Source organism: Paenibacillus sp. FSL F4-0243 (genome assembly GCF_037963295.1).
GTDB lineage: Bacteria > Bacillota > Bacilli > Paenibacillales > Paenibacillaceae > Paenibacillus_AQ.
Genome location: NZ_CP150151.1, coordinates 2,630,561 through 2,647,047, shown reverse-complemented (window position 1 = coordinate 2,647,047; position 16,487 = coordinate 2,630,561). Strand labels below are relative to the sequence as shown.

At 44.7% G+C, this 16,487-nt stretch carries 14 protein-coding genes; 4 read left to right on the top strand and 10 right to left on the bottom strand.

From position 1 onward, the window contains the following. Window positions 1–26: 26 nt before the first annotated feature. The 7 genes from rhaB to NSS87_RS11455 form a co-directional block, all read right to left on the bottom strand. Window positions 27–1,514, bottom strand: a complete 1,488-nt coding sequence (gene rhaB, locus NSS87_RS11485) for a rhamnulokinase (RefSeq protein ID WP_339247183.1) — start codon at window positions 1,512–1,514, stop codon at window positions 27–29. 27 nt (window positions 1,515–1,541) lie between these two features. After that, complete coding sequence (locus NSS87_RS11480) at window positions 1,542–2,270, bottom strand: LUD domain-containing protein (RefSeq protein WP_339247180.1); 729 nt, start codon at window positions 2,268–2,270, stop codon at window positions 1,542–1,544. Beyond that, window positions 2,263–3,816, bottom strand: a complete 1,554-nt coding sequence (locus NSS87_RS11475) for a LutB/LldF family L-lactate oxidation iron-sulfur protein (RefSeq protein ID WP_339247178.1) — start codon at window positions 3,814–3,816, stop codon at window positions 2,263–2,265. Before NSS87_RS11475 ends, NSS87_RS11480 begins: the two co-directional genes overlap by 8 nt. Beyond that, entirely contained in the window at window positions 3,813–4,541 is a 729-nt protein-coding gene (locus NSS87_RS11470) for a (Fe-S)-binding protein (RefSeq protein WP_042187093.1), read from the bottom strand. The genes NSS87_RS11475 and NSS87_RS11470 overlap by 4 nt, the downstream gene beginning before the upstream one ends. 26 nt (window positions 4,542–4,567) lie before the next feature. Further along, the gene (locus NSS87_RS11465; RefSeq protein WP_042187090.1) at window positions 4,568–5,326 is read right to left on the bottom strand and encodes a DeoR/GlpR family DNA-binding transcription regulator; all 759 of its coding nucleotides are present in this window, start codon (window positions 5,324–5,326) and stop codon (window positions 4,568–4,570) included. Window positions 5,327–5,366: 40 nt separating this feature from the next. Then, window positions 5,367–7,436, bottom strand: a complete 2,070-nt coding sequence (locus NSS87_RS11460; RefSeq protein ID WP_339247174.1) for a bifunctional aldolase/short-chain dehydrogenase — start codon at window positions 7,434–7,436, stop codon at window positions 5,367–5,369. Between the two features lie 227 nt (window positions 7,437–7,663). Next, window positions 7,664–8,167 carry a GNAT family N-acetyltransferase gene (locus NSS87_RS11455; RefSeq protein WP_339247171.1) on the bottom strand — a complete coding sequence of 168 codons (504 nt, stop codon included), beginning with the start codon at window positions 8,165–8,167 and terminating at the stop codon, window positions 7,664–7,666. A 376-nt stretch (window positions 8,168–8,543) separates the two neighbouring features. Between NSS87_RS11455 and NSS87_RS11450 the strand changes: the two genes are divergently transcribed. The 3 genes from NSS87_RS11450 (at window position 8,544) to NSS87_RS11440 (ending at window position 11,514) form a co-directional block, all read left to right on the top strand. Then, entirely contained in the window at window positions 8,544–9,452 is a 909-nt protein-coding gene (locus NSS87_RS11450) for an alpha/beta hydrolase (RefSeq protein ID WP_339247169.1), read from the top strand. A gap of 50 nt (window positions 9,453–9,502) precedes the next feature. Next, the gene (locus tag NSS87_RS11445) at window positions 9,503–10,348 is read left to right on the top strand and encodes a sugar phosphate isomerase/epimerase (RefSeq protein WP_339247166.1); all 846 of its coding nucleotides are present in this window, start codon (window positions 9,503–9,505) and stop codon (window positions 10,346–10,348) included. A 119-nt stretch (window positions 10,349–10,467) separates the two neighbouring features. Next, complete coding sequence (locus tag NSS87_RS11440; protein WP_042187080.1) at window positions 10,468–11,514, top strand: glycosyltransferase family 4 protein; 1,047 nt, start codon at window positions 10,468–10,470, stop codon at window positions 11,512–11,514. A 12-nt stretch (window positions 11,515–11,526) separates the two neighbouring features. Here the strand turns inward: NSS87_RS11440 and NSS87_RS11435 are convergent, their stop codons facing one another. Then, window positions 11,527–12,321, bottom strand: a complete 795-nt coding sequence (locus tag NSS87_RS11435; RefSeq protein ID WP_339247163.1) for a helix-turn-helix domain-containing protein — start codon at window positions 12,319–12,321, stop codon at window positions 11,527–11,529. A 135-nt stretch (window positions 12,322–12,456) separates the two neighbouring features. Here NSS87_RS11435 and NSS87_RS11430 point away from each other — a divergent pair, with 135 nt between their 5' ends. After that, window positions 12,457–13,800 carry a glycoside hydrolase family 30 protein gene (locus NSS87_RS11430; protein WP_042187078.1) on the top strand — a complete coding sequence of 448 codons (1,344 nt, stop codon included), beginning with the start codon at window positions 12,457–12,459 and terminating at the stop codon, window positions 13,798–13,800. A 108-nt stretch (window positions 13,801–13,908) separates the two neighbouring features. Here the strand turns inward: NSS87_RS11430 and NSS87_RS11425 are convergent, their stop codons facing one another. Next, the gene (locus tag NSS87_RS11425; protein ID WP_339247159.1) at window positions 13,909–15,513 is read right to left on the bottom strand and encodes an extracellular solute-binding protein; all 1,605 of its coding nucleotides are present in this window, start codon (window positions 15,511–15,513) and stop codon (window positions 13,909–13,911) included. A gap of 45 nt (window positions 15,514–15,558) precedes the next feature. Then, a complete protein-coding gene (locus NSS87_RS11420) occupies window positions 15,559–16,482 on the bottom strand; it encodes a carbohydrate ABC transporter permease (protein WP_076283054.1) in 924 nt (307 codons plus the stop codon). Window positions 16,483–16,487 lie beyond the last annotated feature (5 nt).

Here is a 16,487-nt window from a genome sequence, read left to right as displayed (position 1 = left end):
ATTCTCGGTTACTTTATTAGTTACTCTTAAACGATCTGCATTCGAGCAAACTCAGCTAATGCCGCGGTTTTTAGGGAAGAGTCCATCTCTTGTGGAATATAGATTGTTACATCAAATGAACGATATATAACTTCTCTTGCTTCTTTAATATCTGTGACTGTACCCACGCTGATCATTTGCATAACTACATTACCTAATGCGGTGGATTCCGTTGGACCAGCGTAAATCTCCATCTCAAGTAAATCCGCCGCGATCTGACATAGTAGTGCGTTGTTCGCCCCTCCGCCTACGATGTGCAGCCGCTCCCACTTCTCGCCGGTCAATAGCTGTAGATCCTGAACATAGAAATAGTATGAAAGAGCAAGACTGTCAAACACACATCTGGCGATCTCCCCTGGTGTCTTTGGTACCCACTGTCCGACTTCCGCACAATAGCTCTGTATCTCGCTGATCATGTTGGATGGATTCATGAATCGTTCATCATTGCAGTAGATGATGGATCTAAAAGGAATTTCTTGCGCTGCCAATTCTACCAGTTCGCCGAAGCTGTATTGACCACCATATTCCTCACGAACCTTTTGGATCAGCCACATCCCCATAATGTTCTTAAGAAAACGGAATGAGCCGAAGGCTCCCCATTCGTTTGTATAATTGCGCTCCATCGCTTCTGGACTTGTAATGGCTGAAGCTCGTTCCACCCCGATGAGTGACCAAGTACCACTACTGAGAAATCCCCATTTGTCGCTACTTGCAGGAACGCCTAGTACAGCTGATGCTGTATCATGTGTGGCAACTGCTATGAACTCACAATCTGGAAGATCGCCCCGTGCCACCAAGTCATCAGTCAATCCGCCAATTCGTTCCCCAGGTTCCGTTAAGGGAGGAAACTGCTCTTTTGAAAGACCAAGCAGTGCCAGTAAATCAGTATCATAATCCCGAGTTTGCAGATTCAGCAGACCCGTGGTTGAAGCATTCGTGACTTCACTAATTCTTCGTCCCGTAAGCCGATAGTAGAGATAATCAGGGACCAACAGGATTGAATGTGCTGCTTCAAGATCTGCCTGATCATGCACAAACAGCTGGTACAACGTATTAATCGGGAGAACTTGTATCCCCGTCTTTCTGTAAACGCTTTCGGTTGATATATTGCGATGTACGCTTTGTACCGCTCCATCTGTTCGGGAATCACGATAAGAAAAAACTTCATGAATTCGTGTACCCTTCTGATCTAGAAGTACGTAATCCACGGCCCAAGTATCAATTCCGACGGTACAATGCTCAATTCCTTTTGACTTCGCCTTCTGCAAGCCTTTTACAATTTCAGCAAATAAATAATCGACGTCCCAATAAAGATTACCATTCTTCTCAGAGAACCCATTACTAAAACGGTGAATTTCTGTTAATGATAAGGTTCCTTCCGGTTCTTGCAAGGTTCCGCAAACGACTCTCCCACTAGAAGCTCCAATATCAATAGCAATATGATTCTGACCCTGTTTATGCGCCCCAGCATTCATTCTTAAACAACACTCCTTATCTCCTCATCAGCCTACCAGCAAGGCGAATACGATTCCAGGGCCATGCACACCTATCGTCAGATCATTCTCAATATCCGCTGAACGGCTAGGTCCAGAGATAAAGTGAATACCTGCGGGGAGACCCGATTGTCCCGCTTCATCAAAATCAATAAGCACCTCACCCAGACGAGTCTTCAGCCGCTCCAGCGGAATGATGGCAATTAATGCGGTTGGCAACAGACTGACAGAGCGCCCTTTATCCGCAGAAGATAACACTGTAATAGAGCCTGTATAAGCAACTGCATAATCCGCGATCACAATCCCAATATCGGCTTCCGCCGCCCTAGCTTTCCATGCTTCTTGCATATCCGTATTCCAGACAGATACCCGCGAATCTACAAGTTCTTCTTCTAGCCGAAGTGCCGCAAGCTCAGCTACATTTTGCCGGAGAATATAACGGGCGAGCATATCACTCGCTTTATTGACGATAAAAGCTTTAGCTTCATCCATCGTTGCCATGCGAAACACATGTCCACCTGCACTTTGAAAATTCGCAGTAAATTGATCGATGCGTTCTTCTGGACTCCACTGGAATTCTTGCCAATAATCTGGAGCACCGCGAAAAGGATGTAACGGAGCCGCAGTCGTTCTTGGCCGCTTCAGGCGACGAGCGATATCGTTCATGAATGCCTGCTGTTTCTCACGAGAATCATGGTCCATACGCTCCAGCCATTCTCTGTGCGTTTCCTCAGTCATATCCGGGCTCTCCTTTCAGTTCTTCCGCCTTCCGCTTCGCTAATAAATCTTCCATCCGCTTCTGTATCGACGGGTCCATCTCGCGACTATTTTTGTCCAACTCCTCCTGCAGCTCTTTCCAGCTCTCGCGGAAGGATTCATCTGCCAGCTTCGGAGCGATCCGGTAGTTATTCCAGCCTTTCAGCGGCCCAAGCTTTGACGGAATTCCGCCGTCTCTCACAAGTAGCTTTTGTCCGATTCTGCCTACTTTCATCACACTACTGAATCGCTGGGACTTCGCCATAATCGCACCAAAACCTTTCATGCCAAGACCTTCCGCTTTGTCTCCATAACCTCTTTCTACCTTACGTCGCCGTAAATAGATAAGCATATCATGCAGAGGGATTTTGACTGGACAAGCTTCATAACACGCACCGCATAGACTCGATGCACCTGCGATATCATCCCATTGATCTACATTTTTGTTCAGTGCTGGGGTCAACACTGCTCCGATCGGTCCGCTATAAGTTCCACCATAGGCATGACCGCCAATATGACGATAGACAGGGCAGGCATTCAGACAAGCTCCACAGCGGATGCAGTTCAGTAGCTCCTGAAACTCTGGATCGCCGAGCTGCTCAGATCGACCATTATCAAGGATAATAATATGCTGCTCTTCCGGTCCGTCCCCATCATCCTTTCTACGGGGTCCTGAAATACCGGACATATACACTGTTAGCTTCTGGCCAGTTGCTGAACGAGGTAATAACGTAGCCATCACCTCAAGGTCGCTCCAAGAAGGAATAATCCGCTCCATCCCCATCAAAGTGATTTGCGTCTTTGGCAAGGTAGTGACCATGCGAGCATTGCCCTCATTCTCGAATAGCACCATGGAACCTGTTTCTGCAATCGCAAAATTGCATCCCGTCATCCCAATATCCGCTTCTAGGAATTTCTCCCGTAACTTGCGCCGTACAAATCCTGCAAGGATTGTAGTCTCAGGCAAAAGCTCCTCCCCTGCCTCCTTGGACAACAGCTCAGCAATCTGATAGCGGTTCTTATGGATGGCTGGGATAATGATATGAGACGGAGTTTCTCCGGCAAGCTGGATAATATATTCGCCAAGATCTGTTTCAATCGTCTCCACGTCAATGGATTCAAGAGCCGTATTCAAATGCAGCTCCTCAGTCACCATCGATTTTGATTTGACCACGGAAGCCGCTTGTTTTCGCTGTGCAATCTCTAAAGTAATCTTCACTGCCTCTTCACCCGTTGCCGCAAAATGAATATGCGTGCCGTTCGCTCTTGCATTGTCCGCAAATAGATTTAAGTAATAATCCAGATGAGCGATCGTATGCAGGCGAATTTGCCGCCCACGTTCGCGCCATTCTTCCCAGTGTCCATGATCGTTCGCCGCTTTTTGTTTCCCGTCACGCAGCCTTTCCGTAGTAAAGCGAACCGCCTTGCGCAAAAAGTCATTATTCAGCGCCAAGTCGGCACGCTCTTTTACCGTTGCTGGCTTCACATTAATCGATTCCGATTTAGTCTGAGCGGCATTCTGACTCATTGTCCACTCACCCCCTCATACAGTAGCTCTGCTAAATGCATGACTCGGACCGGTTTGTGGCGATAACGCAAATTCCCAGCAATATTCATAAGACAGCCCATATCCAGACCCGTTAAGACTTCTGCTTCCGACTCCAGCACATGATCTGACTTCTCGGTGACCATCGCCCCGGAGATATCAGACATCTTCACGGCAAAGGTTCCACCAAACCCACAACAGTCCTCAGCAAAAGGTAATGGCACTAGCTCCATCGCCTTCACATTCTGCATAAGTAACATAGGCTCATCACGAATCCCCAGAATCCGAGTGCCATGACAGGAAGGATGATAGGTAACTTTATGCGGAAATACTGCCCCTAGATCCGTTACGCCAAGCACCTGTACCATGAACTGGCTGAACTCATAGGATTTGCGCTGCAAATTCTGCGCCTTGACCAAATTAATCGGATCATCCTGAAACAGTTTCGGGTAATGATGAAGCATCCCGGTGCAAGACCCGGAAGGAGCAATGACAAAGTCACTGTCTTCGAAAGCCTGCAAAATCGTAAGTGCAGCTTGACGTGCCTCATTCCAATAGCCACTATTGTACGCAGGCTGTCCGCAGCAGGTCTGCACTTCGGGAAAATCCAGCTGTACGCCATATCTGGCAAGCAGACGTGCCATCGCTTCTCCGACCTTCGGGTACACAGCATCACTGATGCAAGTAATAAACATCGATACCTTCATGTCTTCACCTCCTGCAACACTATTTTCTACACGGTTGTTATTGCGATGTTCAGCTCCTGTAGCTGCTTTAGCTGTTCTGTGGCAGGGCTGTAATCCGTTATCACAACATCCAATTCACTAGTCGTGGCAACATGTGTGAACGCTTGAATTCCGAATTTGCTGGAGTCACAAAGTAGGATCACCTGCTCCGCGATAGAAATCATCTTTCGCTTCACCATCGCTTGCAGCTCATTCGATTCACTGGCGCCGCGTTCGAGATGAAATCCTTTGCAAGAAAAAAACATCTTATCCACGTGATACAACTCAAGCGAACGCTCGGCTAAATGACCAACAAAGGACATCGATCTGCGGCTCAGTTGACCGCCAGTTGAGATCACATCTATTCGTTCCTTCCCACTTAACTCCGCAGCTACCCTAATAGAATTAGTCAGTACAGTTAGTGGCATATCCGGCAAATGTGAGGCCATATACCATGCAGTTGTGCTAGCATCCAGCAAAATCCGATCTCCCGGCTTTATCATCATCACTGCTTCACGAGCAATCTGCTGCTTCTCCGCTGCGTTCATAATTTCACGTTCAGCATATGGCGTCTCTGGCTGACGATCACGTAGACTGACTGCACCGCCGTGCGAGCGTAGCAGCCTCCCCGCCTTTTCCAAGCGATCAAGATCCCGGCGGATGGTCTCCTCCGTCACTTGGCATAATGTACTCAGTTCCGAGACACGAATGCTGCCACGTTCATTCACTAGTTCTACGATTCTTTCATATCTGTCTGCAATCAGCATGGCTTCCCTCCGTTATATCTATCTATATTCCATCTTCCACTTATCTAGTAAAAGCTGCCGGCACTCCACCGTCAATCGTCAGCATGCAGCCCGTAGTCTTCTCTGACTTGGATGAAGCGAAAAAGGCCACCCCTTCAGCAATATCACGTGGATAAATATTTACAAGCAGTGTTGTGCGTTTACGATAATGTTCCTCTAGTTGATCCGGCTCAATCCCGTAAGCAGCAGCCCGTTCATTCCGCCAGTTCGAATTCCAAATCGCTGAGCCTTGTAGAATGGCATCCGGCAAAATTGTATTGGCGCGAATACCGAACTCTCCACCCTCAGCTGCAATACAGCGAGCCAAATGTGCTTCGAGTGCTTTGGCAGAACTGTAAGCCGATACGCTTTTTCCAGCAAATATAGAGTTCTTAGAGCCAATAAATACCATGCTACCGCCGATCTTTTGCTCCTTCATCACCTTGAAGGCTTCACGTGCAACGAGGAAATATCCAGTTCCTAGCACGGAAATGTTCAAGTTCCACTCTCTTAATGAAGTCTCATCAAAAGGACTGGAAGTGGCAAGCCCAGCATTATTAACAATAATATCTACTCCGCCATAAAAGAGTGCTGTATCTGCATAAGCTGCGGTAACTTGCTCCTCCTGCGTTACATCCATTTTAACAGCGAACGCACGATTCTCACCGTATTTATCGTTAATCTCCTCGGCAATTTTCTGTGCGCCCTCCAGATTGAGATCTGCCAGCACAACATGCGCCCCTTCGGACACTAGTCGACGAGCGGTTTCGCTCCCGATTCCTCCTGCGCCACCAGTAATGAACGCAACCTTACGCGAGAATTCTGCTTCTGCTGGTGCCAGCGACAATTTATATAATTCCAAAGGCCAATATTCCACATTGTACGATTCGTTCTCACTTAGAGAGACGAAATCTCCCAATGCGGTAGCTCCGCGCATAACAGCAATCGCCCGGTGATACAAGGCGCCGCTAATTTTAGAGTTGCTCCAGCTTTTGCCTGTGTTGATCATTCCCACTCCGGGAATTAGAATCACACGCGGTGCGGCTTCGAACATTACATCTCCCTCATGCTTATTGCGATCGAAGTAAGCTTTATACTGCTCTTTGTATGCGGTAATCGCTTCGTTCAGCTTCGTCTTTAAACCATCAATATCACTGGCATTTGGTTCCCAATTCACAAATAGTGGCAGCATTTTGGTATGTACCAAATGATCCGGACAAGCTGCACCTACACTGGATAATTTCTCCGAGTTAACTCCACCTACAAAACGCAGCACATCCTCTGCGTCATCAAAGGTCAGTATCATTTTGCGCTCATCACTGACTGCGCCTCTAATCAATGGCATTACTGCAGCTGCTACAGCCCGCCGCTCTTCTTCAGGAAGCGCTTCCGATTTGCGACCTCCGAACAGATTCTCATCTTCAATTCTATCTTGGATGTAACGCTCTGCTTCATTAATGATAGAAATCGTCTTCGCGTAACAAGCTTCCGGCGTATCCCCCCAAGTCACGAGGCCATGCTTCTCCATCAACACCAATTCTGCTTGAGGATTAGCAAGTACGCCTTCAGCGATCATTTTGGATAAAGTGAACCCAGGACGAATGTAAGGCACCCATACGAAACGATCCCCATAGATTTCCCGCGCAATATCTTTACCGTTATGAGCACAGCATAAGCTGATAATCGCATCTGGATGCGTATGATCTACATGTTTGAATGGTAAAAAAGCATGCAGCAGCGTCTCAATTGAAGCACGCGGATGCTTAGGATCAATCATACAATTCGCGAGGTAAGCCACCATTTCCTCATCAGGCATTTCCTCCCGATCAAACAAAGGTGCAATATCCTCAAGCCGCAATCCGGTAAAATTGCCTGCTTTCATCGTAGCTAGGTCAGAGCCGCTACCCTTCACCCACATGACTTCAACCTCACGACCACGGAAATCTAATTCTATAGTTTTACTAGAGGTATTCCCTCCTCCAAAATTACAGACTCTACGATCTTCACCCAACAGATTGGAGCGATAGACCAGTGCATCCAGACCTCCGTTGATGACTTTTTCCCGTGCAGAATCCCATAAACTTTGTACCATTTGTGAATACCTCCGTTTTTGAATGTTTATTTTTTTGTTTATTTTTGTTTGTTTTGATTTTAATCTATTTGTTTGTGTTTGAATAGAGCGTTTTCAACAAAATTTAAAATTTATTTCACAAGTTAGACAATTCCTCCTTGGATGAACTGAAATTCCATTGCGAAAAAACAAAAAAAGAGTTGCCAATTAGCAACTCCTTCACCCCTACTATTCAGCAACGACTCGACTCATAAACTAATCCAGTAATTACATTTCCCATCCTCGATACCGCTAAGTATTCCTCTGTTTTCTTCAATAACCTTTCTCGAAGATACATTGTTCGGCTCACAAGTCAGCATGACCTTATCAATCCCCAGATCCGCAGCTTTTTTTAACAACTCTGCTAAAAAAATCTTGCCAAAGCCCTTTCCTCGTTCACTAGGCCTGATGCTATATCCGATGTGCCCACCTGATTTTCTTAATTGATCATTTAAGGAATGTCTTAGCTTTCCAACACCAACAGGATAAGAGTCAATCAGTAACCAATAGTTGGTTTGCGGGACATAGTTTGGTAGGAGATTATCGCCTCTTGAGAGTGCTATCCGATCTCTGATGAAATCAGGAAACTCACTGTAAGCCAAATCAAACCCATTGTTAACAAATCCATTCTCCCCAGGGCCGATCTCCATAATCATTTCAAAAATATCGCGTCCATCTGACAAACTAGCTTCCTTTAGCTCAATCAACATCATAATCCCCCCTAGAACACAAAGTTGCTTACCATATCAAAAAATTTTACTGCAAAAAAGAGCCCTCTGCATTATTTAATTGCACTTTCTACAACTAAAATTAACTTCAGCACGCCTGTTTATCGTTAAGTGTACTTTGTGCAACTAAATTCCCCCAATTAAGCTGTATCCGCTGATTTCCAGAGATATAGTTGTACAAAGTACATCTATATCACAATAACCGGAGTAAAGTAGCTATTTAGTTGTATTAAATACACTTATCTGCTCCCGCACTCTTTTTCACAGTAATGTTTCTATTTCTATCTCCTCCTTGCGGACTCTCGTAGTATACTAATTGGAATAAGATACAGATGTTTTATTTTGGCTAAGGAGGTTTGAGATGGTAAATAGCTTTAAGAATGCCAAGGCGCAAGAACGAGTGTGGCACTCCTATGAGCAGATGATTGAGCAGTGGCCCATTCCACTTGAGGAGCTCGATGTTCCAACCACATATGGACTGACGCATTGTATCCTTGCTGGTCAAAAGAATAATCCACCATTACTACTGTTTCATGGTGTTGGTGATAACTCGGCGGTCATGTGGATCTTAAACATAGAGGAATTATCGAAGCATTTTTATTGCATCGCGATTGATACTTTGGGTGGACCCGGAAAAAGCATACCTAACGAGCAGTTTAACAAACAGAAGTTTGAGCAAGTAAAATGGATTAATGAAATAGCGACGTATCTGAATATAGACGTCTTTAATATTGCGGGTGTGTCCAATGGCGCCTATATTGCTTTTAATTATGCGACCGAGCAACCGGACAAAGTGAACCGTGTCGTTTGTTTGGAGGGCGGGATGGTCACTGCACCGATTAAAGCCATGATCCAAACTTTAATGATGATGTTCCCGGAGATTCTGATTCCAACGGATCGCAATTTACTGAAAGTTCTGAAGAAGTTAAGCGCACCTCACTCCCCTTTATTTGACAACCATCCAGCATTAGCTGCTCATCTGATCCTTTTAATGCGCACTCATAATCAGCAAGCCATGTTTGTGCATAAGCTTCATCCATACGATAAAAACGCTGCAGTCGCAGTTAGAGACAAGCTCTATTTTCTAGTTGGAGAACACGCGCTAAAACAATCGAAGGATTTCATAAATATTTTAGAAGATGGAAAGTTCTATTACCAAGTCATCCCCCATGCGGGACACGGGATTAATCATGAGCAACCGGATAGAGTAAACACTGAGATCATCAATTTCCTGATAGACGATAAGGATAAATCACTTGCATCCAGATGAAAGCGCTACTATTATGTTTGTAATTACACATACCTACCCTAGATAAGGAGATGATTTCCATTAGATACGGAACATTAGCGCATACATTTGGTTGTTTACCCCTCAAATCGTTGACAGCAACGCTTCAGAATTATGATATCGATTTTGTTCAACTTGCTTTATCCAAAGCTATTCAGGACATCGATACCTCCACAGGTAAATTAAGTCCAGGCCTCGCAAACTATATTGGCGAACAATTTGACAGAGCAGGTATACGTATCGGAGTGTTAGGCTGTTATATCAATCCCATTCACCCGGATCCTGTTATTCGGAGATTAGAAATAGATCGCTTTAAAGAACATCTACGGTATGCCCGCCAATTCGGCGCCCCTATGGTGGCTACGGAGACGGGCGCACTGACTACTTTCCAAGCACAAGATCCGCTCCATTACGAAGAGATCGGCTGGGATATATTAAGGGCAACTGTACAAGAGCTTGCGGAGGAAGCTGAAAAATGGGGTGTTTTTCTCGGATTGGAGGGGGTCTGCACACATACTCTTTCTACACCAGACAAGATGCACCGCATCTTAGATGAAATCCCCTCTGGCAATATTGGGGTTGTCCTGGATCCATGCAATTTTATTGGTGACGCTGTAGATATGCAGGATCAAATTGTTGATGACGCCTTCAGGTTGTTCGGGGATCGGATCATTTTGGCGCATTTAAAAGACATCTATCAAGATGGAGAGAGAATTTACCACGGTAAAGCTGGTGGAGGGCATTTCCATACCGAAGCTTTCCTGAGCAAACTCCAAAAAGTCAAGCCCATGATCGACGTATCTTTAGAAGATATAACGAACCTCGAGATTTATGAGACCGTTGCTTTACTGAAGAATATTGCTCATATGGAAAAATAACGCTTTTCAAAATTAGCTAAATGGTACCTTTCTATGCGAGTTGAATAAAATAAGAAACAGAACGATTGAGTAACATCATTTGACGATTAAGCCCTAACTTGGAAGGGACGGGATTACCGATGAGATTCACATTCCCTATTCTGACCTTATCTCATGGTGGAGCTCAACGCATGCTGGTAGAACTCGCCAATGGGCTAACAGCTATGGGGCATCAGGTTACTATCCTCATGCCTGTGGATGGGGTTGTTTCCTATGATGTCCGCTCCACCTTAATCCGTTCCACACATATGGAGCTTCAAGAACAGGACTATCCCATAGGCGATGTTATTGTTTCTAATTTCCATACGACAGTCCCTACCTCTCAAGCAGCTAGCAATCAAGGAAAAGGAATTCATGTAAGATTGTCATTATGTTATGAACCCCCCTTTTTACCAGATAGTTCGCTGTCGTTCCCTTCTTATCATGTCACAGAGCATCTAATTGTTTTATCGCACTGGCAGCAGGAGCTGATTCGTTTAAATCATGGGATCACAGGAAAAATCGTGCCCATTGGCATTAGCTCCTCCTTCAAGAATATGAATATCCGTTACAGTCTTCAGGAGCCTTTAAACATAACAGCTATATTAAGAAAAGCAGAACGTGGTTTCTCATGGCACCGTGAGCAAGACTATCTTATAGAGCAGCTGGATCACGTAAAAAATCAATGTCCCAATGTAAATATTAACTTTATCAGTCCGCCCGACGAGTTCAATACTTCAGAAGTTCTCCAAAGAATGAAAGCTACTGGCAAATATCGATTCTTCACACCTGCTAATGATGAGGAGCTCTGTTACCATTACAACGGTGCAGATATCTTTGTTAGTTCTAGTATTTTTGATACGGGTTCTTTGCCGGGGCTTGAAGCCATGCGGTGTGGCGCAGCACTCGTCTGTGTTTATTCAGGCGGAAATATGGAATACGCAAATCACGAGAAGAACTGCCTGCTCTCCTATCGGTACGAGAATCGGCTTGGTGAAGATGTCATCCGCCTAATTCGAGACCCAAACTTAAGAACTAAATTAGCCGTACAAGGTGAAAGATCTTCCCTCAAATGGACATGGGCAAATAGTGTCAGGTTATTTGAGCAAGCGGTTAGGGACTTCTTGTTAAAAACTAGACGATCTTAAAAATAGTGAAGGCTACTCTCTCTTACGATAGTTGCCTGGCGAGACGCCATAACGTTCCCGAAATACCCTATGGAAATAAGTGTAGCTTCCAAACCCCGTCTCCTCTGCTATTCGCTCTAAGGTATAATTGGTGTTGTCCATTAATCGAAGTGCCATTGCAAGCCGAATTTGCCCAGCATATTGCATAATAGAGTAGCCGAATTGAATTTTGAATACATGTACGGCCCTCGTTACACTAATTCCGGCATGGGCAGCTACATCCTTTAGCCTGATTTCTGATGTAGCATGCTCCTCTACATAACTCTTCATCTTAAGCCCGTGTAACAGTGAGGCTGATGATGATGCAGGTGCTTCTTCCATTGCCCGATCTAACAGCAGACATAGCGCTTTAAACAGCGCCTCAAGTATTTCAGCGCTACCCCCATCTAGTCTTCTATTCTCCAGATCAAGCTGTTGCCATATACTTTGCAGCTTGCCATCATCCGCAATTCTAACCTTCTTCGGTCTTTCGCGCAGGTTCCACCACTGATCCACCCATTCCCCTGTACACATTACAAAATAGTCCACACTATGTCCCAGCGGACTCTTCTTTTCCCCGATTCTCAGATCATATATATCTTGAGGCTTAAATAATAACAGATCACCAGGCACCACGGTTACCATGTCCCCATCGATCAGTACTTCACACTCCCCTTCTGCTTGCAGCCTGATGATATAAGTATCCAGCCCACTGCGATATAATTGCCGAAAAGGCTGATTATGGCGAATAAAGCCGCATAGGCTTATTTGGACACTATTAGTTTTCATAGCATTCACTCCTCTTCTCTAAGTAGTCGATGACCAGATCGTTGAGGTTCTTAGCCATATTGTTTCTTCAAAGAGCAGTGAATCTCCTTCTATAATAAAGACAGAATTTATATGTACAGGAGGTTACCAACCACTATGAGTAAAATTGTCCGCGTCATTCAAACAGCAAAAGAAACTACCGACCGTCTGACAGAAAAAGACCCTCTGATCTTCCTCCCCGATACATCAGGCGTCGAATCAGAGCTCATCAATATTTATGATGATCTGGAGTATCAGGAAATGGAAGGTTTCGGTGGTGCACTTACCGAGGCTTCTGCTGTTACCATCGCTAAACTAAGTGAAGCTAAACAAAAAGAAATCATCGACGCTTATTTTGATCCTGAGCACGGAATTGGGTATACCCTTTGCCGCTCGCATATCCAGAGCTGTGACTTCTCACTCGGCAACTATGCTTATGTAGAAGAAGGCGATGCAGAGCTCCGTTCGTTCGATATTTCCAGAGATCAAGAGTCAATTATCCCCCTAATCAAAAATGCTGCAACAGCTGTTGGTGAAGATTTCCGTTTGTTCTCCTCTCCTTGGAGTCCGCCAGCTTTTATGAAAACGAACGGTCAAATGAACGGTGGTGGAGCTCTTAAGCCTGAATACCGTGAGGCTTGGGCCAACATGTTCGTAAAATATATTCAGGCTTACGCAGCTGAAGGCATCGATATTTGGGCTGTTAGTGTTCAGAATGAAGCGAAGGCTGTTCAAATCTGGGATTCTTGCCTTTATACTGCCGAAGAAGAAAAAGATTTTGTTCGTGATTACTTGGGACCAGCCTTGGAACAAGCCGGTTTGGCTCATGTAAAGGTTATGATCTGGGATCATAACAAGGAGCGCGTGTATGACCGTGCCAAGGTTGCTTTTGAAGATCAAGAAGCCTCCAAATACATTTGGGGAATTTGCTTCCACTGGTACTCCGGCGATCACTTCGAAGCCCTATCGGCCGTTCATGATCGCTTCCCAGACAAGAAGCTGTTCTTCAGCGAAGGCTGCCAAGAAGGTGGCGTTCATCTCGGCTCATGGAACACAGGCGAACGTTACGGCCATGATATTATTGGTAACCTGAACAACTGGATGTCAAGCTGGACGGACTGGAATATTGTCTTGGACGAGCAAGGGGGCCCTAACCATGTAGGTAACTACTGCGATGCTCCAATTATTGGAGATACGAAAAACGATGAAATAATATTTGAGAGCTCCTTCTATTACATCGGGCATTTCAGTAAATACATTCGCCCAGGTGCTAAACGAATTGGGCACTCTAAATATACAGATAAGCTTGAAACAACAGCTTTCCGTAATCCAGATGGCACCATTGCTGTTATCGTTATGAACCGCACGGAACAAGAGCTTCCTTTCACCCTGCGCTTCCATAACAACTTGGCTGAGAACATGATTCCGGCTCATGCCATTCAAACCCTGCTAATAAAGTAAAAAGAATAAGGAGGTTCTCTTTATGCCACTCGCATAGAGAGAACCTCCTTTGTTTAAATAAGTGAAATAGGATGTTACAGCCTAGCCGTCAGTATTTCACATAATGCTCTATTCTACATTCACATAACGACTGTAAGCATCGGTACGAATTTTATCCAGCTTCTCCAGTCCCATTCCCCGCAGCTGTTTCACATAATCAGCCCAGCCCTCGTCAATTTTACCTGTAATTATAAACTGAGCACGCATTGTATTGACATAACTATCGATGTCCGTAGTCAAAGTCGGCAGCAGCTGAAATTCTTCAGCGGTGTACATTACATCAGGGAAAGGTGGCGTTGTATAATCGCTTCCCAGCTTATCGAGCTGCAGCTTCAGTCCATCTCCGGTTTTTGGGTTTAGAAAGATGGATTTTTCAAACACTGGACTGACATATTTCGGCCCGAAATCCCGGAGTGATTGATCCCAATACCAGGCATCAGCACTGGTACCCATCGGTGGGTCCATCAATGTATAAGAACCGTTGATATTTTTCTTAATAACGGTGTCTATCGCTCCCCAGAAATTTTGAATGCTTGCTTCATTGGTGTAGAACTGGTCAGCCCAGCGGGCAGCAATCTCTGGATATTTGCAAGAAGTGGAAATTAGCAGCTCGTTACGTTCCAGATTCATTCCATACGGATTTCCTATGGTGTAGCGCTTACCATCCGGTCCTGCAATCGGAGGAATCGTGATATATTGATCACTCCATTTGCCAAACACGGCATCCGGCGTCCACTGATACGAGAATCCTACGATAGGAGCATCGGGATTAAGAAACTTTGCTGATCTCATCGTTTCATCTTGCGTGAATAACTCTTTATCAAGCAAACCTTCGACAAACAATTTATGCTCCCATTTGAGCCCTTCTTTGTACGCCTCTGAAACAGGGTAATATACCGCATTTCCGTCCTGGACGACCATAAAGTTATTGTTCAGATCCGTGATTCCGAAGGGACTGATGAGATCATTACTTACTTCGATAACAGGTATCTCATCCAGCCTTCCATTCCCATTAGGGTCACGTTCTTTAAATGCTTTTAGCACGTTGTATAAATCATCAATCGTATCGGGAATCTTCAATCCCAATTTATCCAGCCAGGTTTTGTTAATCACGGGTTGGCGTGAGCTTTTAGGACGTAAAGGTAATCTTGCAGGCAAAGAGTAGATTTTCCCATCAGGAAAAGTACTGATTTTTTTCAATTCAGGCTCTTCCTGCATGGCTGCTTTGAGGTTAGGCATATAGCTTTCGATATAGTCATCAAGCGGCCTGAATAAGCTTAAATTATTGACGATATCCGAATCTCCGAAGGTCTCACTCCCTAAAATGATATCTGGAAGTGTACCGCTTGCCAGCATAATGGACTTCCGCTCACTCCAATCATTAGCAGACATCACCTGCCATTCGATTTTGACATTCGTATTTTTTTCCAAATCCTTCAGCCATTGATTCTGGATAAAGTTATCTCCCATGCTTCCCCACCGAACCGTTAGAACCTTCAGCGTCATGGGCTTATCCACGATTGGCAAACCTTCTTTATGAAATTGACCCGGATCAGATTCAACAGAGTTTACCCCTTTATCCCCTTTACAGGCTGTAAGGCCAGCAAGCAACGTTGTCACTAGAAGAATGACGGTGATTGTTCTATTGATACTGTTTTTGGGTTGCTTTTTCATTACGGTCTTGCTCCCTCACAAATGTTAGTTGAAAAGTAGAAGAGATTATTCCTTCACTGCGCCGATCATTACCCCTTGGTTAAAGTATTTTTGCACAAATGGGTATACACACATAATTGGAACAGTTGCCACGATAATAACCGAATACCGCATCATATTAGCGAGCCGTAACGCGATTTGTGCGGCTTCTCCGGTCCCCATACCAGACTGCATCTGATTGGTAATCAGAATATTTCGCAGGATCAGCTGCAAAGGATACATATTAGGATTTTTCAAATAAATCAAGGCATTAAAATATGAATTCCAATAACCTACAGCGATCCATAAACCTAACACTGCAATAATAGCCTTCGACAACGGTAAAACTATCAGTGCAAAATAACGGAGATTGCCACAACCATCAATTTGCGCTGCTTCCCATAAATCGCCCGGAATACTAGTCTGGAAAAAAGTTCGTGCCACTATGATATTAAAGACTCCAACTGCAAAAGGCAGTACCATAACCAAGAAAGTATCATAGAGATGGAAATCACGAACCGTTAAAAAAGTAGGAATCAACCCCCCGTTAAAGAACATTGTAAATATGAAAAACAGCGAAATATATTTTCGCCCCACAAGGTCCTTTCTTGACAACGCATAGGCAGCTGAGATATTAACTACTAAACCGATTGCAGTCCCAACCACCGTGTACAGGATGGTATTCCAATACCCGATCCAAATATTCTCATGACGAAGCAGCTCTTTATAACCATCAAAGGTAAACCCTTTAGGAAATAGCCAAACTTGCCCTCCAGCAACCGCGGAAGGATCACTAAACGAAGCAATGACGATAAAATACAGCGGATAGATCAGGATAATTAGAAAAATTGCCGATATAACATACATCACAATTTCCATTATAGTATCTGAGGAGCGATTCTTCTTTATTTTTCCTACATTTCCTTTAGTCGCTGTCTCTAAACCTCCCATTTCAA